This is a genomic window from Terrabacter sp. 2RAF25 (assembly GCF_052115265.1).
Lineage (GTDB): Bacteria > Actinomycetota > Actinomycetes > Actinomycetales > Dermatophilaceae > Terrabacter.
In genome coordinates this window covers 314,146-334,579 of sequence record NZ_JBFRGJ010000008.1, presented here as the reverse complement: position 1 = coordinate 334,579, position 20,434 = coordinate 314,146, and the positions used below count along the sequence as shown (strand labels likewise).

The following is a 20,434-nucleotide window of genomic DNA, read 5'->3' as shown; positions in this document are numbered from 1 at the left end:
TCGAGATAAAGGTTACAGTTGGGTCACGAACCAGTGCCCCGACGGTATGACGAGCCGCAAGGCCGATCAACCCACGTCGCGGCGTGTCGTCAGGGTGATTGCCACATTTACCGCTAGCGCGTCCCAGTGGTCCCAGCAGCCCCATGGAACACACGACTCACGGATCGCCGCGACCTCGCTCACCGGGGACGGCTCAGCGCGTCACGGGAGACGACGGCACGCTGACGTCGATCGTCGAACCCGGCTCTCCCAAAAGGATCTTCACGAGCTTGGCCTTGCGCTCCCCCTCGCCGGCTCCGCCCCACACGACCGTCTTGCGCCGCTCCCCCGACTGCACGGTGAACGACACCTGGTCTGCCGACGAGACCGACACGCCGGAGACGTCGGCCCGCAGCGCCGACTCCAGCGAGCCGATCGCCTGCAGCGCCGCCGTCACGCCGGCCTTGGTCACCTGGGCGGAGCCCGAGCTGACGAGCGGCACGCCGGTCGGGGCCGTGGCCACGGTGCGGAACGCGAAGCCGTCGCGATCCACGACGTCCACCTGACCTCGAGGGTTGCGCACCGCCAGGACTGCCACTCTCGGCGTCACGTCGATCACGATGGTGTCGGGCAGGCTCCGGCTCACCGCGACGCCGCTCCAGGCCTTGCCCTCCACGAGACGTCGCGCCACCTCGTCGGTGTCGACCCCCATCAGGGGGCCACCGAGGGGAACGGCGGCCACGCTGCGCACCTGCGCCGCGGCGCCGGCACCGACGCCCGTCACCTCGACCTTCGACGCGGTGAGCAGGCTGCTGAACCAGCCGAGCCAGGCGAGGAAGCCGACCACGAGGAGCGCACCGATGAGCACGCCCGCGACCAGCCGCGGCCGGCGGCGCGCGGCCGCGGCGCGCCTCTCGAAGCGCGTGCGCGACGACGCGAGGCCGGTGCCCGCGACGCGCCGCGCAGCCCCGCGCTCGAGCATCACGACGCCTCGCCCCCGAGGATGCGCAGCACCTCCGGGCCGACCATGGTCACGTCGCCGGCACCGACGGTGAGCACGAGGTCACCCGGTCGGGCGAGAGAGGCCGTACGTCCTGCGACCTCGGACCACGAGGGCACGTAGTGGACCTCGGCCTCGGGCCGCGCGGCCCGGACGGCATCGGCGACGAGCTGCCCCGAGACCCCGGGCACGGGGTCCTCGCGGGCCGCGTAGACATCCATGACGACGACGACGTCGGCCGGGGAGAGGCCTGCACCGAGCTCGGTCGCGAAGTCGCGGGTGCGGCTGTAGAGGTGCGGCTGGAAGACGACGACGAGCCGGCCGGTCTCACCGACGAGCGCCTTCGCCGTCTCGACGACGGCCGCGACCTTGCCCGCGTTGTGGGCGTAGTCGTCGACGACGACGACACCACCCGCCTCACCCTTCGGCTCGAACCGGCGCCGGGTGCCGGTGAAGGAGGCGAGCCCTGCGAGCACCCTCTCGGGCTGCTGGCCGAGTCCGTGGACCGCCGCGACATAGGCGGCCGCGGCGTTGAGGGCGTTGTGACGGCCGGGCACGCCGAGCGTCATCCGCAGACGTGCTGCACGCGCGCCCGCAGCAGCGACCCCGTCGCCGCCATGGGGACCGGCGTCCGGGTCGTCCACCCGGTCGAGCACGGTCACCGACGAGGTGACGCCGTCCTGCTGGTGGTCGCCGAGGACGACGTCGGCTCCGGCGTCGAAGCCGTAGGTGAGCACGCGCGTTCCGGTCGTGCGGGCCCGCTCGGCGAGGGCGACCGCGCCGGGGTCGTCGGCGCAGGTGACCAGCAGCCCACCGGGCCGGATCGTGGCCACGAACGCGTCGTAGGCCGCCTGCACAACCTTGAAGTTCGAGTAGAAGTCGAGGTGGTCGGGCTGCACGTTCGTGACGATCGCGACCTCGGGTCGGTAGACGACGAACGAGCCGTCGCTCTCGTCGGCCTCCACGACGAACACGTCGTCGGACCCGTCATGGGCGTTCGTCCCGTGCTTGGCCAGCTCGCCGCCGACGGCGAACGACGGGTCGAGACCACACCCCTGCAGGGCGACCGTCAGCATCGAGGTCGTCGTCGTCTTGCCGTTGGCGCCGGCCACCGCGACCGGCCGACGGCCCTGCATCAGCGCCGCGAGCCCCTGGGCCCGGTGGAGCACCGTGGCGCCGCGCCCACGCGCGGCCACGAGCTCCACGTTGTCGTCGCGGATCGAGCTGCTCATCACGATGGCGTCGGCGCGCTCCTGGTGGCCCTCGTGGAAACCGACCCAGACGCCGGCTCCCTCGCTCTCCAGCGCCTTGAGCACCGGGACGTCCTTGGCGTCACTACCGGTGACGCGGATGCCGCGGGCGAGCATGATCCGTGCGACGCCCGACATGCCGGCGCCGCCGATCGCGAGGAAGTGCACGTGGCCGAGGTCTGCGGCGTTCGGGACCGCCGCCCGGAAGTCGAAGCGCGCCGCCGCGAAGGGATCGTCGACGGTGGGCGTGCGGGGGGTCTGGGTCACGAGCTCCTGCTCTCTGCTGCGCGGTCGACGAGGTCGGCGAGCTTCTCGTCGGCAGCCGGCTCGCCGAGCGCGCTGGCCGCCGCGGCCATCCGTGAGACACGCTCGCCGTCGGTGGCGAGCGGCACCAGCTCGGCGTCGACCCAGGCGGGCGTGAAGGCGCTGTCGTCGACGAGGACTCCCCCACCGGCGGCGACGACCTCGGCCGCGTTGGCCCGCTGCTCGCCGTTGCCGACGGGCAGCGGCACGTAGACGGCGGGGAGTCCGACCGCGGTCAGCTCGCAGACCGTGTTGGCGCCGGAGCGGGCCACGACGAGGTCGGCGGCGGCATACGCGAGCTCCATGCGGTCGGCGTAGGGGACGACGACGTAGGGAGCCCCGTCGGCCGAGGGCTCGGGGGTGAACTCCTTGCCGAGGCCGGTCACGTGGAGGACCTGGATGCCGGCGCGGCCCAGCACCTCGACCCTGGCCCGGAAGGTGTCGTTGAGGCGCTGCGCGCCGAGCGACCCACCCGTGACGAGGACGGTCGGCCACTGCGGCTCGAGGCCGAAGTGTGCGAGGGCCTCGGCCCGCACCGCGGCCCGGTCGAGGGTCGCGACCTCGTGGCGGAGCGGCATCCCGATGCGCTGGGCGCCGGGCAGGGACGTGCTCGCGAAGGTCGTCGCGACGGCATCGGCCCAGCGGGCGCCGAGGCGGTTGGCGAGGCCGGGTCGGGTGTTCTGCTCGTGGATCACGATGGGAACGCCACGGCGTCGGGCGGCGAGGTACGCCGGCGTGCTGACGTAGCCACCGAACCCCACCACGACCTCGGCCCCGGTCTCGTCGATGGCTCGGCCGGCGGCGTCGACGGCCGCCTTGAGGCGGCCCGGCAGGCGCAGCAGGTCGGCGCTCGGGCGTCGTGGCAGCGGCACCTTGGGCACCACCCGCAGCTCGTAGCCACGGGCCGGCACGAGGCGCGCCTCGAGCCCCTCCTGCGTGCCGAGCGCCGTCACCCTGATCTCCGGGTGACGTCGACGCAGCGCGTCGGCGAGGGCGAGCAGGGGCGACACGTGGCCGGCGCTGCCTCCCCCGGCGAGCAGGACGGAGGTGGGCGAGGACAGGGGGATCACCGACTTCTGCGACGTTGCGGAACCGAGCGGACGCGTGACGGGAGCACCGAGAGCGACCGACGGACGAGACTGGGGCGGGCGTCGAGCAGGGCCTTGCAGCCCGGCTCGTTGCGGGCGAAGGACAGCAGGATGCCGAGGGCCACGAGCGTCGTGACGAGCGACGAGCCACCGGCGGAGACGAGCGGCAACGGCACCCCGATCACCGGGAAGAGACCGATCACTGCACCGATGTTGATGATGGCCTGGCCGAGCAGCCACGCCATGATGCCGAAGCCGGCAACGCGCACGAAGCGGTCCTGGGTGCGGCTCACGAGCCGGAAGCAGGCCCACGCGAGGATGCCGAAGAGCAGCAGGATCATCAAGGTGCCCGGAAGTCCGAGCTCCTCACCGATGATCGCGAAGATGAAGTCGTTGTGGGCCTCGGAGAGCCACTCCCACTTCTCCTTGGACGCCCCGAGGCCGACGCCCCACCAGCCGCCGTCGGCCAGCGCGTAGAGCCCGTGCACGGACTGACCGCACCAGCCGTCGGGGTCGGCCTGGCACGTCGGGTCGAGCCAGCGGGCGATGCGGTCCATGCGGTTGTTGCTGCCCGTCACCATGACCGCGACCCCGACGAGGGCGAGGCCGCCGGCGATGCCGAAGACGCGCTTGGGCGCCCCCGCGACGAGCAGGACCGCTGCGATGATGACGAGGACCACCATGGCCGTGCCGAGGTCGTGCCCCGCGAGGATGAGCCCGAGCACGACGGTCGAGATGGGGATGAGGTAGGGCAGCACGACGTGGACCATGCTCGTCATCCGCGAGGACTTGTTGGCGAAGATGACCGCGCCGACGAGCACGAGTCCGACCTTGGCGAACTCGGCGGGCTGGAACTGGACCGGTCCGAGCGCGATCCAGTTGCGGTTGCCGTTCACCGACTTGCCGAACGGGATGACGGCGGCGAGCAGGATCACCGACACGACCATCGTCGGGAACGCGAGGCGCTTCCACCAGCTCACGTCGAGTCGGCTGGCGAAGCCGGCGACGACGGCCCCGATGACGGCGAAGAGCAGCTGGCGGACGAAGATCGAGTAGGAGGCCTGGTCGGCGATGAGCGCCTCGACGCTAGACGCGGAGAACACCATGATCAGGCCGAAGACGACCAGCGTCGAGGTGGCGCCGAGGATCAGGTAGTAGGTCGTCAGCGGCGACTCGAGCTTGCCGATGACCGGTAGCGGCCTCGGCCCCGAGGAGGCGGTGCCCGCCTTGTCGTCGGCGGTCGTCGCGCTCACTCCGGGCCCCCGTGTGCCTCTTGGTGCCGCCGGACCGCCTCCTCGAAGGCGTCTCCGCGGGCTCCGTAGTTGGTGAACATGTCCATCGACGCGGCGGCAGGTGCGAGCAGCACGACGTCGCCCGGCTGGGCGAGGCGGGCGGCCTCCCTGACGACACGGTCCATGACTCCAGTGTCGGTCTCGGACACGTCGACGACCGGCACATCGGGCGCGTGTCGGGAAAGGGCCAGGGCGATCTGCGCCCGGTCGGCCCCGATCAGCACGACGCCGCGCAGCCGCGAGGCCATCTCCTCGACGAGGCTGTCGACGTCGGCGCCCTTGAGCAGTCCGCCCGCGACCCAGACCACGGAGTCGAAGGACCGGATCGCCGCCGCGGCAGCGTGCGGGTTGGTCGCCTTGGAGTCGTTGACGAAGCGCACGCCCTCGACGGTGGCGATCTCGGCGATGCGGTGGCGGTCGGGGCGGAAGGCACGCAGCCCGTCGCGCACCGCGATCGGACCCACGCCGTACGCGCGAGCCAAGGCGGCCGCCGCGAGGGCGTTGGCCACGTAGTGGGGAGCCACCGACGGCGCGTCGCCCTGCAGGTCGGCGAGCGTGCACAGCTCGGCCGCGGAGCGCTGTCGCTGCTCGACGAACGCGCGGTCGGCGAGGACGTCCTCGACGATGCCGACCATCGAGGGTGCCGGGATGCCAGTGGTGAAGCCGACGGCACGGCAGCCCTCGACGACGTTGGCCTCCATGACGAGCTGCTCGGTCTGGATGTCGGCGACGTTGTAGATGCAGGCCAGGTGGGTGTTCTCGTAGATCTTGCCCTTGGCCCGGAGGTACTCGGCGTAGCTGCCGTGCCAGTCGATGTGGTCGGGGGCGACGTTGAGCACGGCCGACGCGACGGCCGAGATCGACCGCTGCCAGTGCAGCTGGAAGCTCGACAGCTCCACCGCGAGCACGTCGTAGGGCTCGGGGTGGAGCACTGCCTCGAGCAGCGGCGTGCCCACGTTGCCGGCCGACGTCGCTCGAAGGCCGGCGTGCCGCAGGATCGAGGCGAGCATGTTGACCGTGGTCGTCTTGCCGTTCGTGCCTGTGACGGTGAGCCACGGCGCGGCGCCCTCGCGCGCCCGCATGCGCCACGCCAGCTCGACCTCGCCCCAGACGGGTGTGCCGGCCGTGGCGGCCGCGAGCATGAGCGGGTCGTGCGGCGGCACGCCCGGCGAGGTGACGACGAGCTCGGTGCCGGGAGGCGGCTCGGCGACGTGCTCGGCGCCGAGGCGCACGTCGACGTCGAGGATGCCGAGGATCGTCGCGCGCTCGGTGATGACGTCCGTGGTGTCGCGCGAGACGACGGTGACGCGGGCCCCTCGCTCGGCGAGGGCGTCGGCGGCGGCGAAGCCGGAGACCCCGAGGCCGACGACGAGGACGTTGATGCCCGACCAGTCGGCGTCGCGGTGCGTGAGCCCCTCGCGGGGCTCGTAGAGCGGGTCGAAGCTCACTGTGACCCCACCACCCACTCGGCGTAGAAGACGCCGAGGCCGAAGGCGACGAAGAGTCCGGCGATGATCCAGAAGCGGACCACGACCGTCACCTCGTTCCACCCGACCATCTCGAAGTGGTGGTGCAGCGGTGCCATCCTCAGCACCCGTTTACCGGTGGTCTTGAACGAGGCGACCTGCGCCACGACCGAGAGCGTCTCGAGCACGAACATGCCGCCGAGGATGACGAGCAGCATCTCGGTGTGCGTCGCGATCGCCAGACCCGCGAGCGCACCGCCGAGGGCGAGCGAGCCGGTGTCGCCCATGAAGATCTTCGCCGGGGTGGCGTTCCACCAGAGGAACCCGAAGCACGCGCCCATGCCGGCTGCCGCGACCAGGGCGAGGTCGTGCGAGTCGCGCACCTCGTAGCACTTGATGCCCGGGTTGGTCTGGCAGTTCTGGTTGTAGGTCCAGATGCTGATGAGGACGTACGCGCCGAAGACCATCGTCGAGACACCCGTCGCGAGGCCGTCGAGGCCGTCGGTGAGGTTCACCCCGTTGGACGCGCCGGCGATCATGACGTTGGCGAAGATGACGAAGAGGATGACGCCGACGACGGTGCTGCCGCCGAGCGCGAGGCTGATGTTCGTGTCGCGCACGAACGACACGAGCAGCGAGGCCGGCGTGCGGTACTGCTCGTTGGGGAACTGCAGGGCGAGCCCTGCGAACGTGATGCCGACGAGAGCCTGGCCGAGCAGCTTCTGCTTGGACCGCAGACCCAGGCTGCGCTGCTTGCGGATCTTGATGAAGTCGTCGAGGAACCCGACGAAACCGAGTCCGGCCATGAGGAACAGCACGAGCAGTCCGCTCGCGGTCGGCGGGTTGAGGGTGAGCAGGTGGGCCAGGAGGTACGCGCCCAGCGTCGCCGCGAGGATGACCGCGCCGCCCATGGTCGGGGTGCCGCGCTTGGTGTGGTGCGAGGTCGGGCCGTCGTCGCGGATGAACTGGCCGTAGCCGCGTTTGACGAGGAACTTGATGAACAGCGGTGTGCCGAACAGCGAGATCAGCAACGAGATCGACGCTGCGAGGAGGACGCCCTTCACCGCGTCACCGCCTCGTCGCCCGCCGGGACCGCCGCCGGGTCGGCGGAGGCGCCACCCTCCGCGGCGAGTCGGTCGCCGAGCCAGCGCAGACCGCTGTCACGGCTCGACTTGAGCAGCACCACGTCGCCCGGTCGCACGCGCGATGCCACGAGCTCGTGGGCCGCGTCGGTGTCGGCGACCCAATCGGCCCCCGGGAAGGCGTCGGCGATCGGACGGGCCCCCTCGCCCACGGCGACGACGTGGTCGAGACCCAGCTCGGCGGCATACGCCCCCACGCCTGCGTGCTCGGCGTCGCTGTCGGCTCCGAGCTCGAGCATCCCGCCCAGCACGGCCCAGCGCTCTCCCGTCGTCCGCATGGTGGCGACGGCGTCGAGCGCAGCGCGCATCGAGTCGGGGTTGGCGTTGTAGGCGTCGTTGACGACGACGACCCCGTCGGGCCGGTCGGTGATCTCCATGCGCCACCGGCTCACGGCCTCAGCAGCAGAGAGACCGGCGACGACCTGGTCGAGCGAGAGACCGAGCTCGAGGGCTGCGGCCGCGACGGCGAGCGAGTTGCCCACGTGGTGGGCGCCGCTCTGCCGCAACGAGACCGACGCTCTGCCCTGAGGGCAGACGAGGGTGTATGCCGCCCGGCCGCGCTCGTCGAGCACGACGTCCTCGGCGCGAACCTCAGCCTCGGGCGCGAGGCCCACGAGCTGCACGCGTGAGCTGAGGCCCGCGGCCATCGCGGCGACGACGGGGTCGTCGGCGTTGAGGATCGACAGCCCTTCAGCGGGCACGGACCGGGGCAGCTCGGCCTTGGCGACGGCGATGTTCTCTCGCGAGCCGAACTCGCCGACGTGCGCCGTGCCGACGTTGAGCACGATCGCCACCTGCGGCGGCGCGATGCGTGTGAGGTAGTCGATGTGACCGATGCCGCGGGCGCCCATCTCGGCGACCAGGAAACGGGTGGTCGGCGTGACCCTGCAGACGGTCAGCGGCACGCCGATCTCGCCGTTGAGCGAGTTGACCGGAGCGACGGTCTCGGCGACGGACGACAGGACCGAGGCGAGCAGGTCCTTGACGCTCGTCTTGCCGGACGAGCCGGTGATACCCACGACGCGCAGCTCGGGCGCGCGGTCGACGACGCCGCGCGCGACGCGACCGAACGCCGTCTGGACGTCGTCGACGACGACGCACGGGAGCCCGTCGACGACCCGGGACGTCAGCGCCGCGACGGCGCCTGCGGCGGCGGCGGCAGGCACGAAGTCGTGCCCGTCGGCGGTCTCGCCGAGACGGGCGACGTAGAGGCTGCCGGGGCCGCACTCACGCGAGTCGGTCGTGACGGTGCCGTCGACCGAGATCGCCTCGGGGGTGCCGGTCCCGTGGACCTCACCACCCGTGAGGTCGCGGATCTCGCTCAGCAACAAGGGGATCAAGCCGTCACCCCCGACGAGGTGGCGGCTGCGAGGGCGGCGCGCACGGCGTCGCGGTCGTCGAACGGGTGCTTCACTCCGTGGATCTCCTGACCCTTCTCGTGTCCCTTGCCGAGCACCACGACGGTGTCGACAGGGCGGTCGTCCCCCGGGTCGACCACCGCGAGCGCGATGGCCTCGGCGATCGCGCTCGCGCGCGTGCCGCCGTCGATGATGTCAGTCGCCCGCGCGCTGCCGTCACGCACCACCTCGCGGGCCCCCGCGGCGACAGCGGCCCGGATCTGGGCGGCGTCCTCGGAGCGGGGGTTGTCGTCGGTGACGACCACGACGTCGGCCTGGCGCGCTGCCGCAGCCCCCATCGCGGGCCGCTTGCCGCGGTCGCGGTCGCCTCCCGCGCCGAGCACGGCGATCAGCCGGCCCTCGGTCGAGGCGCGCAGGGCCGCCAGGGCGGCGTCGACGGCGTCGGGCGTGTGGGCGAAGTCGACGATGCAGCGGGGGGCACCGCGGCCGCCGGCAGCGACGACCTCCATGCGCCCGGGCACCTCCGGCGGCACTGCCATGGCGGCCTCGACCGCGGCGGGCTCGAGCCCGATGCGCAGCAGTGCCAGGGCGGCCAGGGCGGTGTTGGCGACGTTGAAGTGGCCGGGCAGGTGCGACACCAGAGAGAGGGTCGCGCCGGTCGCGCGCTCCTCGAGGGTGAACTCACCACCCGTCGACTCGTCGACCGACCAGTCAGCCCGCGCCGTCTGCGTGCTCGCGGCTGCCGCGTTCGTCGAGAGCGTCGTGGTGGGCACGCCCGACTCCCCCGCCAGCCGTCGCCCCCACTCGTCGTCGACGCAGACGACGGCGGAGCGCGAGCGCCGTGGTGTGAACAGCGACGCCTTCGCAGCGAAGTAGTCGTCCATGGAGTCGTGGAAGTCGAGGTGGTCCTGCGAGAGGTTCGTGAACAGGGCGACGTCGTAGACGACCCCGTCGATGCGGTGCAGCTCGAGCGCGTGGCTCGAGACCTCCATGACGCAGGCGTCGATGCCCCGTTCGCGCATGACGCCGAGCAGCGCGTGCAGGTCGGTGGCCTCGGGAGTGGTGCGCACCGACTCGATGCGCTCGTCGCCGATGCGTGTCTCGACGGTCCCGATGAGCCCGGTGCGCCGGCCGTGGGCCCGCAGCGCCGACTCGACCAGGTAGGCGGTGGTGGTCTTGCCGTTGGTGCCCGTGATCCCGAGCATCGTCAGCGCCGCGGACGGGTGCCCGTAGACGAGGTCGGCGACGTCGCCGAGGACGCCACGCGGGTCGGCGCTCACGACGACCGGCACGGGGCAGTCGGTCAGCTGCTCGCGGCCCTCCGGGTCGGTCAGCACGGCCACCGCGCCGGCGGCCACGGCGTCCGCGGCGAAGCGCGCGCCGTGCACGTTGAAGCCGGGGAGGGCGGCATACAGGTCGCCCTGGACCACAGCACGGCTGTCGAGCGTGACTCCGGTCACGAGCACGCCGTCGGCGCCGTCCGGGGCCCCGATCCGTGCGGTCAGGTCGCGAAGGTGCACGCCGGACGTGGCGGGTCTTGGGAGGGAAGGTGACACGTCATCCCAACTTACAGGCCATCCCGCTGGGCCCGCGCATTGCTGATCACCTGGGGGTCGTCGGACGACAGCGGCTTCTCGGCCCAGACGTGGTAGTCGAGGTTCGACTTGGGGCTCGGCGGTGCGCTGGTGCGCTCGAGCAGATAGCTCATGATCTGGTTGAAGACCGGCCCCGCCAGCATGCCGCCGAACATGCCGGCGGACGGCTTCTGGATGAAGACGGCGACGACGTACTTCGGCGCCTCGGCAGGTGCGAAGCCGATGAACGAGGCGGTGAAGCCGTTGTAACGCTTCAGCTTGTCGTCGTAGCGGTCGGCCGTGCCCGTCTTGCCGGCGACGCGGTAGCCCTTGATGCGAGCGGCGCTCGCGGTGCCGTTCTGGCCCGTGACCTCCTCCATCATCCGCGACAGCTTGACGGCGGTGTCCTCGGTGACGACCCGTGACGGCGTCGTGGGCGCCGACGGGATGAAGGTCCCGCTGTCGCTCACCGTGCCCTCGACGAGGGACGGGGGCACGCGTACGCCCTTGTTGGCGATGGTCTGGAAGACTCCGGCCTGCTGGATCGCGGTGACGGCGTAGCCCTGGCCGAAGAGGATCGTGTAGCGGCGGGTGGACACCCAGTCCTTCGCACCCGCCAGCAGGCCGGCGGACTCACCGGGGAAGCCAACGGGGGTCTTCGACCCGATGCCGAACTTGCGGTAGTACGCCTCCATGACCGCCGGCGGGACGCGCTCGCCGATGAGCATCGTGCCCATGTTGGATGACTTGGCGAGCACCCCGGTGGCGGTCATGTTCTCGACGCCGTGCGGTTCGTTGTCCTTGAACGAGGTGCCGGCTCGAGGCAGGCGCGGCGGCACGATGACGCCGGTGTCGGGCGTGATCACCTTCTGCTCGAGTGCGGCCGCCATCGTCATGAGCTTGCCGGTCGACCCGGGCTCGAAGGCGTCGTTGAAGGCGTAGTTGCCCAGAGCGGCCTTCTTGGCGTCCGCGAGGTCGTTGGGGTCGAACGTCGGGTAGCTCGCGGCGGCGCGCACCTTGCCGGTGGCCACCTCGAGCACGACCGCGGTGCCCGACTCGGCCCCGACACCCGTGACCTGCTTGGCCAGCGCGTTCTGGGCGTACCACTGGAGGTCGGCGTCGATGGTCAGCTTGACGTCGCGCCCGTTGACGACGGGGGTGTCGACCCGCTGCGACCCGGGGATGATGTAGCCGTCTCGGGCCCGCTCGGAGACGCTGACGCCCGGCGTGCCCTTGAGCTCTGTGTCGAGCATCTGCTCGACGCCGCCCGCGCCGCTCTGGTCGTCGGGACGCACGAAGCCGACGAGCTGGCCGAGGGCCATCGAGGTCGGGTAGATCCGCTGGGCCGTGCGCGTGCCGGTGATGCCGGGGATGCCGAGCGCGCGGATCTCCCGGTAGATCGCCGGGTTGACGTCGCGGGCCACCACGACGTAGCGCTTGTTCGGGCGGGTCAGCAGCGGCGTGAGGTCATCGGCGCTGCGCTGCAGGAGCGGTGCCAGCGCCGCGGACGCCTTGGTGACGCCCTCGGGGGTGCACTCGCCCGCGACCTTGACGAAACAGCCGATGATCGTCGGGTCGGCGGCGATGGTGAAGCGCTCGACGGAGTCGGCGAGCACCTGGCCGTTGGTGTCGAGGATCTGCCCACGCATGGCCGGAGTGGTCGTCTTAGTCGTGCGCTTCGACTGCGCTGCCTCCTGCGTCGCGGACGCGTCGAACGCCTGGATGCGCAGCAGCTGCCCCGCGAAGATCGTGAAGACGAACAGGATGGCCACGAACATGACCCGCGCCCTGCGGCGCGGGTTGGCCTTCGAGATCCTCAGCGGGCGCCGGGGGTCGCGGGGACCCCGTGGACCGCGCGGTCCCCGTGGACCGCGTGGGCCGAACGCCGCGAGGGGGGCGCGTGCGGCGCCGGCCCGCTTCGGAGCCGGCCCGCGGCCGCGGGAGGAGGGTGTTGCGGCGCTCCCGGCGCGCGCAGCGGGACGTGCAGCACGCGTACGCGTGGAAGCGGCACCCGACGAACGTGCGGGCCGACTGGCGTCGGCCTTGGAGCCCGACGCTCCCCGCCCGGTCGCGGCGGCGCGGGACGCCGAGTCGCGGGCGACTCCGGCGGGCTTGCGGGGCTGGCCCGTTCGCGACGAGGAGCCCGAGGTCGCAGCGCGGGACTGGGCCGTCCCGCCCGAGCCTCGCGTGGACGCTCGGACGCCCCCGCGGTCGCGGGGGGTCTCTCGAGCGGGCGTGGCGCCGCGGCCGGTCCGCCTGGGGGCGGCACCTCGGTCCTGCGTCACGGTCTCACCTCACCGTCGTCTCTCGGGTCTGCTAGTCCGTCGTGCCCAGTGTGGGCGCCGCAGACGTCCCGGTCGTTGCACCGGGTGCCGTCGGCGTGGCGTCCGCGCCGCCAGCGGTCTGGCCGGGCTTCACCTTGCCGTTCTTGCTCGTGCCGTTCTTCGCCTTGGCAGCCTTATCGGCCTTCGCCTTATCGGCCTTCGCCTGGTCGGCCTTCGCCTGGTCGTTCTTGGCCTTCTCCGCCGCGAGCGCGAGGTCGGCGGCGGACGCCGCATTGGTGGCTGTTGTCGCCGACGACAGCAGCTTCTTGACCTTGGCCGTCACGGCCGGCGGCGTCGGGCTCGTGACGATCGGGAAGGCGTTGTTCGTCGTCGCGGCCTCGGCCTGCCCGGTCACGGTGCCCTTGGCGAGGTCGATGTAGCCGCGCGTGTTCATCCGCACCATGCCGATCTCGGCTGCGCTGCGGGCGAGCGCACCCGTAGCGGAGGCACGGTCGATCTCCTCCTGCAGGTTGCCGGCCGTGTCGCCGAGGCGAGCGGACTCGCGGTTCAGGTCACCGAGGGCGAGGGAGCCCTGGGCGAGGGCGGTGTTGAGCAGCAGCAGAGCGATGAGGCCGCCCGTCAGGAGCCCGATGCAGGTGGCCACGAACGAGCCGTTCCCGGAGCGCGTGATCCGCGCCGGGATGACGCGGAGCGGCGCGGGAGCGGGGCCACGCCGCGGGACGCGAAGCGGCCGGGCCGTGGCGGTCATCTGGCTCATCGGGGGGTTCCCTTCCTGGTGGTGCTGGCTGAGGAGTGCGTGTCGCGGACGCGCTCGGCGACGCGAAGACGGGCCGAGGCGGCCCGGGGGTTGGTGGTGACCTCGTCGTCCGGGGGCGCCTCGGCGCCGCGCGTGACGAGGCGGAGGTATGCCGCGTGCTCGGGGAGCTCGACCGGCAGTCCGGGCGGCGTGCTCGAGGTCGCGCCTTCGGCGAAGGCACGCTTGGTGGCCCGGTCCTCCAGCGAGTGGTAGGACAGCACCGCGATCCGCCCACCGACGGCGAGCACGTCGATCGCCTCGTCGATGGCGCGGCGCCAGACCTCGAGCTCGTCGTTGACCTCGATGCGCAGGGCCTGGAAGGTTCGCTTGGCCGGGTGCCCGCTCTGTCGCTGGGACGCGGCGGGTATCACCCGGCGGAGCATCTCGACGAGGCGTCCCGAGGTCGTCCACGGCTCGGCCGCACGGTCGGTGACGATGATCTTCGCGATCTTGCGGGCGAACCGCTCCTCGCCGTAGTCGCGCAGGATCCGGGTGAGGTCCTCGACCGAGTAGGTGTTGAGCACGTCGGCCGCGGTCTTGCCCGTCGACTGGTCCATGCGCATGTCGAGCGGGGCGTCGACGCGGTAGGCGAAGCCCCGGTCTGCCTCGTCGAGCTGGAGGGAGCTGACACCCAGGTCGAAGAGGATGCCGTCGACGGTCGGCACGTCCAGGTCCGCGACGACGTCCTTGATCTCGTCGTAGACCGCGTGCACGGGCCGGAACCGATCGCCGAAGCGCGCCAGCCGATCCCCCGCGAGCGAGAGCGCCTCGCGGTCGCGGTCGATGCCAACGACGACGCACTCCGGGAAGCGTTCGAGCACTCCCTCGGCGTGACCGCCCATGCCCAGCGTGCCGTCGACGTGAACGGCGCCGGGGCGCTCGAGGGCCGGCGCGAGAAGCTCGAGGATCCGGTCGCGCATGACGGGGACGTGGCGTCCGTGCGCCGGTCCTCGATCACTCATGGGTGCGTCCCTCTCACGCTGGTGCTGCTGGTGGCCCTGCTCGCCCGCTGGGGCGCCTGTAAACAGATGTGTCTGATGTGGCTGGTGTGACTTGGCGGAGCCTGGAGGTGCGCCATGTCGGGGTTTGGGGGGTGGTGCGCCTGCTGCCGGGGGCGGTGACCAGGTGGAGGGTGCTGGTCGGGCCGGGTCGGCTGTCGGGTGGCTGTCGGGTGGCTCGTCGGGTGGCTCGTCGGGTGGCTCGTCGGTGTCGGTCGGGGGTCTGCTGGTCTGGAGTGGCCTGCGCTGTCCGGCGTGTCGACCTGGGGGCTGGTCCCCATCCGCTGCCTCGCCCGGTACGGGGGAAGTCGTCCCGGGAGCGGAGCGGCTGGAGGCCGGCACTCAGGTGCGTCGTGCCTCGAGCGGTGGGTCAGAAGAGACCGGGGATGACCTCCTCGGTGGTGTCGGCGAAGCTCTGCTCGGTCTGCTCGAGGTAGGCGTTCCAGACGGCGCTGTCCCAGACCTCGAGGCGGGAACCGGCACCGATGACGGTGACCTCCCGGTCGAGGCCGGCGTACTGGCGCAGGTTGGCGGGGATCGTGAAACGACCCTGCTTGTCGGGGATCTCGTCGGAGGCGCCGGAGAGGAACACGCGCATGTAGTCGCGCGCCGCCTTGCTCGTCGTCGGCGCCTGGCGCATCTGATCGGCGACCTTGACGAACTCGTCCATCGGGTAGATGAACAGGCTGCGCTCCTGGCCGCGAGTCACGACCAGACCGCCGGCCATGCGCTCGCGGTACTTCGCGGGAAGGAACAGCCGGCCCTTCTCGTCGAGCTTGGGGGTGTGCGTGCCGAGAAACATGGACCGCCACCTCCCCTTTGTCGACCCGCGGGCATCCCCATTCCCTACCTTGATGCCCCACGATACTCCACTTTGCTCCACCGTCAACGAACTTTGGCCCAAATTGGGCGGGCGCGTCCTGCATTTGTGCAGGTCAGCCGGGGTGGAGTGATGTGGAGTGCCTCGAGGCGACGACGGCCCACGATCACGGCACAGCCACGCCGGCAGCCGCCCGGCGGAGGCACGACGTCCCTCGTCGGAGGGTCCGCCCGTGCTCAGAGGTCTCGTGCAACCCCCCGAAACGAACCGATCGAGTCCCACAGACGTTGCCTGTGGAGGAAAGTGGAAAGGTGCTCGGCAGCGCCCGGAGCACCGTCGGGGCCGAGTTCCGCATGACACGAGTGCGGCATCCCTACCCGCGGCCGGGGTCCATGGGAGAAGATCTCCTGACGGGTCGCGCACCCGCGACGGGCAGGGCTGCGCCACCCGAGGCGCAGGACATGGGGACGACAAGCGGAGGACAGTGTGACGACGACGGACACCGGGCTCGAGACCACGGCAGACCGGGGCACCACAGCCGGCGCGGCCGACCTCGGCCTCATCCATGACGTGGCCGACCGGCTGATGGCGGCGATGACCAGCGTCATCGAAGGAAAGCCCGACGTGGTCCGCACGACGGTGACGGTGCTCTTCGCCGGTGGTCACCTGCTCATCGAGGACGTGCCGGGCGTCGGCAAGACGATGCTCGCCAAGACGTTGGCCAAGTCGATCGACGCGACGGTGCGTCGCATCCAGTTCACCCCTGACCTGCTGCCGAGCGACGTCACCGGCGTCAGCATCTTCAACCAGGACGCGCGTCGCTTCGAGTTCCGTCCCGGCGCGATCTTCGCGAACGTCGTCGTCGGCGACGAGATCAACCGCGCGTCACCCAAGACGCAGTCCGCCCTGCTCGAGTCGATGGAGGAGCGGCAGGTCACGGTCGACGGGACGACCTACCCGCTGCAGGCCCCCTTCATCGTGATGGCGACGCAGAACCCCATCGAGATGGAGGGCACCTACCCCCTCCCCGAGGCCCAGCGCGACCGCTTCATGGCGCGCATCTCGATGGGCTACCCCTCGCCCGGCGCCGAGCTCGACCTGCTCGAGAGCCACGGCGCGTCCTCGCCCCTCGAGGGGCTCACCGCCGTCACCGACGCCGACACCATCAATCGCGTCGTCCAGGCGGTTGCGCACGTGCACGCGAGCCCTGCCGTTCGCCAGTACATCGTCGACCTCGTCAGCCGTTCGCGATCGACGTCGGCGCTGCGGCTCGGTGCGTCTCCACGCGCCGCCCTGCACCTGCTCCGCGCGGCTCGCGCCTACGCCGCCCTCGAGGGCCGCGACCACGTCATCCCCGACGACGTCCAGGTGCTGGCCGGCCCCGTGCTGGCCCACCGCCTCATGCCCTCGAGCGAGACCCAGCTCGCCCGCCGAACGACCGCCGACGTGGTCACCGACCTGCTGCGCCAGGTGCCGGTGCCCCCGGCAGCACGTTGAGCGGGGCGAACTGCCGTGCGCGCCCTGCGCAGCGTCCTCACCACCCGGGGGATGGCCTTCTTCCTCTCCGGCATCCTGCTCTTCCTGGCCGGGGTCGTCCTCGGGTTCCGTGACATCACGCGCTTCGGCGTCCTGCTCGTCGCGCTCCCGCTCATCTCGTCGGTGCTCGTGCGCACGCGCAAGACCCGCATGCGCATCGAGCGGCACACCCACCCCGAGCGCATCAGCGTCGGCCAGGACGCCCACGTCACCCTCTCGTTCGAGAACGTCTCGACCACGACGACGCCGATCTTCCTGGCCGAGGAGCGCCTCGACTACGTGCTCGGTGACCGCCCGCGCTTCGTCGTCGGCCGCATCCCGCCCGGCCGGGTGCGCGCCATCGACTACGCCGTCCGGTCGCACCTGCGCGGCCGCCACCACCTCGGCCCGCTCGGGGTGCAGGTGCAGGACCCCTTCGGCCTCGCCAACCGCCACGCGGTGCTGCAGGGAACGGCCGAGCTCGTCGTGCTGCCGGCCGTCCACCCCCTCTCCTCGAACCGGCAGCCCAGCGCGGGTGTCGGCTCCGAGGGCGAGCAGGCCCACCTCATCGCCCTGCACGGCGAGGACGACGTGACGATCCGCGAGTACCGCGACGGCGACGACCTGCGCCGCATCCACTGGCCCGCGACCGCCCGCACCGGCGACCTCATGGTGCGCCAGGAGGACCGGCCGGCCCAGCGTCGGGCCGTCGTGCTGCTCGACCCGCGTCCCTCCGCGCACGGCGGGTCCGGGGCCAGCAGCTCGTTCGAGTGGGCGGTGACCGCGGCTGCGTCGGTCGCGGTGCACCTCTGCGAGTCCGGGTATGCCGTCCACCTCGTCTGCGCCGAGACCGTCGAGACGAGCCGTGCCGCCGATACGATGACGCCCGACGAGATCCTCGAGGTGCTGGCGGTGGCGGCACCCCGCGACGACACCGGCGAGGACGAGATCCTCCGGGCGGCGCAGGCCCTCGCGGCGGCCGGGGGCTTCCTCGTCGCGATCGTCGGGGCGCACGGGCGCGATGTGACCTCGCGTGTGGCGAGCCTGCGCCAGCCCGGCACGACCGGGCTGGCCCTCGTGCTCGATGCCCGCACGTTCGGTTCGACCGATGCAGACGAGGCCGAGCCGCACGTCGACTCGCTGCGCCTCGCCGGGTGGCGCGCCGTGGCCGTGCAGCGCGACGAGGACGTCGCACACGTCTGGGCCGTCCTGACGGCAGCAACCGTGGGAGGCAGTCGATGACCCGTCGCCGATGGAGGATCACGCTGCTCGGGGCGCTCGCGACGCTCGCCGCGGTCTTCCCCATCACCAGCCTCTTCATCGAGTCGAGCTGGCTGCCCCAGGCCATCTTCGTGGTGGCGCTGGTGGCCGGGCTCGGCCTCGTCGCCCGTGGCCTCACCCGCTCGCGCCTGCTCATCGTGGCGGTGCAGGTCCTCGTCACCACCTACGTCATCCTCGCCCGGTGGACGGGCGACAGCTTCTGGTTCGCGCTGCCGACCCCGACCACCCTCGAGGCCGCCAACTCCTTTGGCCTGCAAGCCCTCGAGACGGTCCAGCGGTACTCCGCGCCGGCCCCGCTCAACGACGGCGTCACCTTCTGCCTGCTCGTCGCGATCGCTGCGGTGGCCATCGCCGTCGACGCCATGGCCGCCACCTGGCGCAGCCCCGCCGCAGCGGGACTGCCACTGCTGACGGCATACCTCATCACCGCGGCCAACGGGCAGACCGCGCTGGCACTGCGCTACTTCGTCGTGCCGGTGGCGCTCTGGCTCGTCATGCTGCACACCACGGCACGCGCGCAGTTCGGCCGTTGGGGCACGGCCAGCGCCAACGAGCAGAGTGAGATCGACGAGGCCGCACACGACCGCGACGCCCTGCGCTCGTTCACCGCCGGAGCGCTCAAGCTCGGCGCCATCGGCGTCGTCGTGGCGCTGCTCGTGCCGGCGGTCACGCCGCACTTCCCGCCGCGCTACCTCACCGAGGGTCTCGGCCGGTCGGGCGATGGCGGCGGCGAGGGCTCGGTCGGATTCAACGACACCCTCGACCTGGCGCGCAGCCTCAACAACCAGGACCAGTCCCCCGTCCTGACCTACACCACGACCGCGTTCACCCGAGCTCCCCTTCGGGTGCTCGCCACGTCGTACTACTCACGCGGCCAGTGGATGGTCGTCGGGTCGGGGGGCAACCCTCCCGACAACCCCGCGCCCCTGCCGGCCGCGCAGCAGCACTACGAGATGACCGTGAGCGACAACACGCTCGCGGCTCCCCGCATCGCCGCCCCGTATCCCGTGGTGGCGGTAGCCATGGAGGGCACGCCCTGGACCATCGATCCCGTCACGCGCGACGTGCGGGTCGGCCGGGCCGTCAGCAACTACAAGGTCACCTACGCCGACCTCGCCCCGACCCCACCGCAGCTGCGCCAGTCGGGCACGCCCGACTCGCCCGACATCACCGAGGACGACCTGACGATCCCCGACCGGTCGCGCGACCTCATCCAGAGCTGGTCCAACCAGGTGACCAAGGGTGCGGACAACCCGCTCGACCGCGCCATCGCGATCCAGACCCACCTGCGCGACACCTCGCGCTACACCTACACGCTCGACCTCGGCGAGCAGCCCCGCGACGACCAGGGCCGGCTGCTCGAACCGATCCAGGCGTTCTACCAGACCCGCCGCGGCTACTGCGTCCAGTTCGCGACGGCGATGATCATGATGGCCCGGGCGCAGGGCATCCCGGCCCGCATGGCCATCGGCTTCCTACCGGGGCTCGCCTCCGGCGACAACCGCTACACCGTTCGCGCGAGCGACGCCCACGCGTGGCCCGAGCTGTACTTCCAGGGCTACGGCTGGCTCCGGTTCGAGCCCACCCCGGGCTCCCGCTCCGGCACCCCACCGCCGTACGCCGTGCTGGGTCCAGGCGGCGGGCCGACCGGCGGTGGTCGCAACGTCGACAGCCAGACGCCGGGTGCGACGGCATCCCGCACCCCCACGACCTCCGCCACGCCGACTGCCGTCCCGGTCCCCCAGGAGGTGTCACTGCTCGACTCCCTCGGGTCCGCGTTCACGCTGCGCAACGTCGTCACCGTCCTGGCCGTGCTCATCGGGCTGCTCGCGGCGTTCATCATGCCGATCACCGCCTGGTGGCTGCGCCTGCGTCGACGGCGCGCCGCCGTGACGCAGCAGGACCTCATCGAGGCCGAGTGGCAGGACCTCACCTCCCACCTCGGTGACCTCGGACTGAGTGCACCCGACGGAGTGACCCTTCGACAGCTGACCCGGCGCTACGTCACGGACGGTCACCTCGACCAGGAGAACGCGACGGCGATGAGCCGGGTCACCGCCACCCTGGAGAAGTCCCGCTACGACCGGCCCGAGCGCACCTCACCGCAGGAGGCCGTCCGCCTGCACCACGACATCCAGACGATCCGCAGGCAGGTCGGACGCACCCGCGCCTGGCAGACCCGCGTCCGGGGCTTCCTCTGGCCCGAGGCGGCGGTCTCGTTCTGGCGCTCCCTGCCCAACCGGCTGCTCAGCCTCCGCCGCCGCTGACCGGTCGAGGCGAACGGCGG

At 71.8% G+C, this 20,434-nt stretch carries 15 protein-coding genes; 3 read left to right on the top strand and 12 right to left on the bottom strand.

Features of this window, described 5'->3' with window-relative positions; genetic code table 11:
• Window positions 1-193: 193 nt before the first annotated feature.
• The 12 genes from AB4091_RS19255 to mraZ all read right to left on the bottom strand — a co-directional run bounded on the left by AB4091_RS19255 (window position 194) and on the right by mraZ (window position 15,333).
• Window positions 194-961, bottom strand: a complete 768-nt coding sequence (locus AB4091_RS19255; protein ID WP_442294106.1) for a cell division protein FtsQ/DivIB — start codon at window positions 959-961, stop codon at window positions 194-196.
• Window positions 961-2,496, bottom strand: a complete 1,536-nt coding sequence (gene murC / locus AB4091_RS19250; protein ID WP_442293983.1) for a UDP-N-acetylmuramate--L-alanine ligase — start codon at window positions 2,494-2,496, stop codon at window positions 961-963. Before murC ends, AB4091_RS19255 begins: the two co-directional genes overlap by 1 nt.
• Entirely contained in the window at window positions 2,493-3,602 is a 1,110-nt protein-coding gene (murG, locus tag AB4091_RS19245) for an undecaprenyldiphospho-muramoylpentapeptide beta-N-acetylglucosaminyltransferase (RefSeq protein ID WP_442293981.1), read from the bottom strand. The genes murC and murG overlap by 4 nt, the downstream gene beginning before the upstream one ends.
• Window positions 3,599-4,873 (bottom strand): putative lipid II flippase FtsW, encoded by a 1,275-nt coding sequence (gene ftsW, locus AB4091_RS19240; RefSeq protein ID WP_442293979.1) that lies wholly within the window; start codon window positions 4,871-4,873, stop codon window positions 3,599-3,601. The genes murG and ftsW overlap by 4 nt, the downstream gene beginning before the upstream one ends.
• Complete coding sequence (gene murD / locus AB4091_RS19235) at window positions 4,870-6,360, bottom strand: UDP-N-acetylmuramoyl-L-alanine--D-glutamate ligase (protein WP_442293977.1); 1,491 nt, start codon at window positions 6,358-6,360, stop codon at window positions 4,870-4,872. Before murD ends, ftsW begins: the two co-directional genes overlap by 4 nt.
• Window positions 6,357-7,442 carry a phospho-N-acetylmuramoyl-pentapeptide-transferase gene (mraY, locus tag AB4091_RS19230; protein ID WP_442293975.1) on the bottom strand — a complete coding sequence of 362 codons (1,086 nt, stop codon included), beginning with the start codon at window positions 7,440-7,442 and terminating at the stop codon, window positions 6,357-6,359. Before mraY ends, murD begins: the two co-directional genes overlap by 4 nt.
• The gene (locus AB4091_RS19225; protein ID WP_442293973.1) at window positions 7,439-8,860 is read right to left on the bottom strand and encodes a UDP-N-acetylmuramoyl-tripeptide--D-alanyl-D-alanine ligase; all 1,422 of its coding nucleotides are present in this window, start codon (window positions 8,858-8,860) and stop codon (window positions 7,439-7,441) included. The genes mraY and AB4091_RS19225 overlap by 4 nt, the downstream gene beginning before the upstream one ends.
• Window positions 8,857-10,434, bottom strand: coding sequence for a UDP-N-acetylmuramoyl-L-alanyl-D-glutamate--2,6-diaminopimelate ligase (locus tag AB4091_RS19220; RefSeq protein WP_442293971.1), 1,578 nt, complete (start codon window positions 10,432-10,434; stop codon window positions 8,857-8,859). The genes AB4091_RS19225 and AB4091_RS19220 overlap by 4 nt, the downstream gene beginning before the upstream one ends.
• 11 nt (window positions 10,435-10,445) lie before the next feature.
• Complete coding sequence (locus AB4091_RS19215) at window positions 10,446-12,230, bottom strand: peptidoglycan D,D-transpeptidase FtsI family protein (protein WP_442293969.1); 1,785 nt, start codon at window positions 12,228-12,230, stop codon at window positions 10,446-10,448.
• Window positions 12,231-12,768: 538 nt separating this feature from the next.
• Complete coding sequence (locus AB4091_RS19210; RefSeq protein WP_442293967.1) at window positions 12,769-13,494, bottom strand: hypothetical protein; 726 nt, start codon at window positions 13,492-13,494, stop codon at window positions 12,769-12,771.
• Window positions 13,491-14,495, bottom strand: a complete 1,005-nt coding sequence (gene rsmH / locus AB4091_RS19205) for a 16S rRNA (cytosine(1402)-N(4))-methyltransferase RsmH (RefSeq protein ID WP_442293965.1) — start codon at window positions 14,493-14,495, stop codon at window positions 13,491-13,493. The genes AB4091_RS19210 and rsmH overlap by 4 nt, the downstream gene beginning before the upstream one ends.
• 406 nt (window positions 14,496-14,901) lie before the next feature.
• Complete coding sequence (gene mraZ, locus AB4091_RS19200; RefSeq protein WP_442293963.1) at window positions 14,902-15,333, bottom strand: division/cell wall cluster transcriptional repressor MraZ; 432 nt, start codon at window positions 15,331-15,333, stop codon at window positions 14,902-14,904.
• A gap of 504 nt (window positions 15,334-15,837) precedes the next feature.
• Here mraZ and AB4091_RS19195 point away from each other — a divergent pair.
• The 3 genes from AB4091_RS19195 to AB4091_RS19185 are packed head-to-tail and all read left to right on the top strand — an operon-like array spanning window position 15,838 to window position 20,414.
• Window positions 15,838-16,848, top strand: a complete 1,011-nt coding sequence (locus tag AB4091_RS19195) for an AAA family ATPase (protein WP_442293961.1) — start codon at window positions 15,838-15,840, stop codon at window positions 16,846-16,848.
• 15 nt (window positions 16,849-16,863) lie between these two features.
• Window positions 16,864-18,108, top strand: coding sequence for a DUF58 domain-containing protein (locus tag AB4091_RS19190; RefSeq protein ID WP_442293959.1), 1,245 nt, complete (start codon window positions 16,864-16,866; stop codon window positions 18,106-18,108).
• The gene (locus tag AB4091_RS19185; protein WP_442293957.1) at window positions 18,105-20,414 is read left to right on the top strand and encodes a transglutaminase family protein; all 2,310 of its coding nucleotides are present in this window, start codon (window positions 18,105-18,107) and stop codon (window positions 20,412-20,414) included. The genes AB4091_RS19190 and AB4091_RS19185 overlap by 4 nt, the downstream gene beginning before the upstream one ends.
• The last annotated feature ends 20 nt before the right edge of the window (window positions 20,415-20,434 follow it).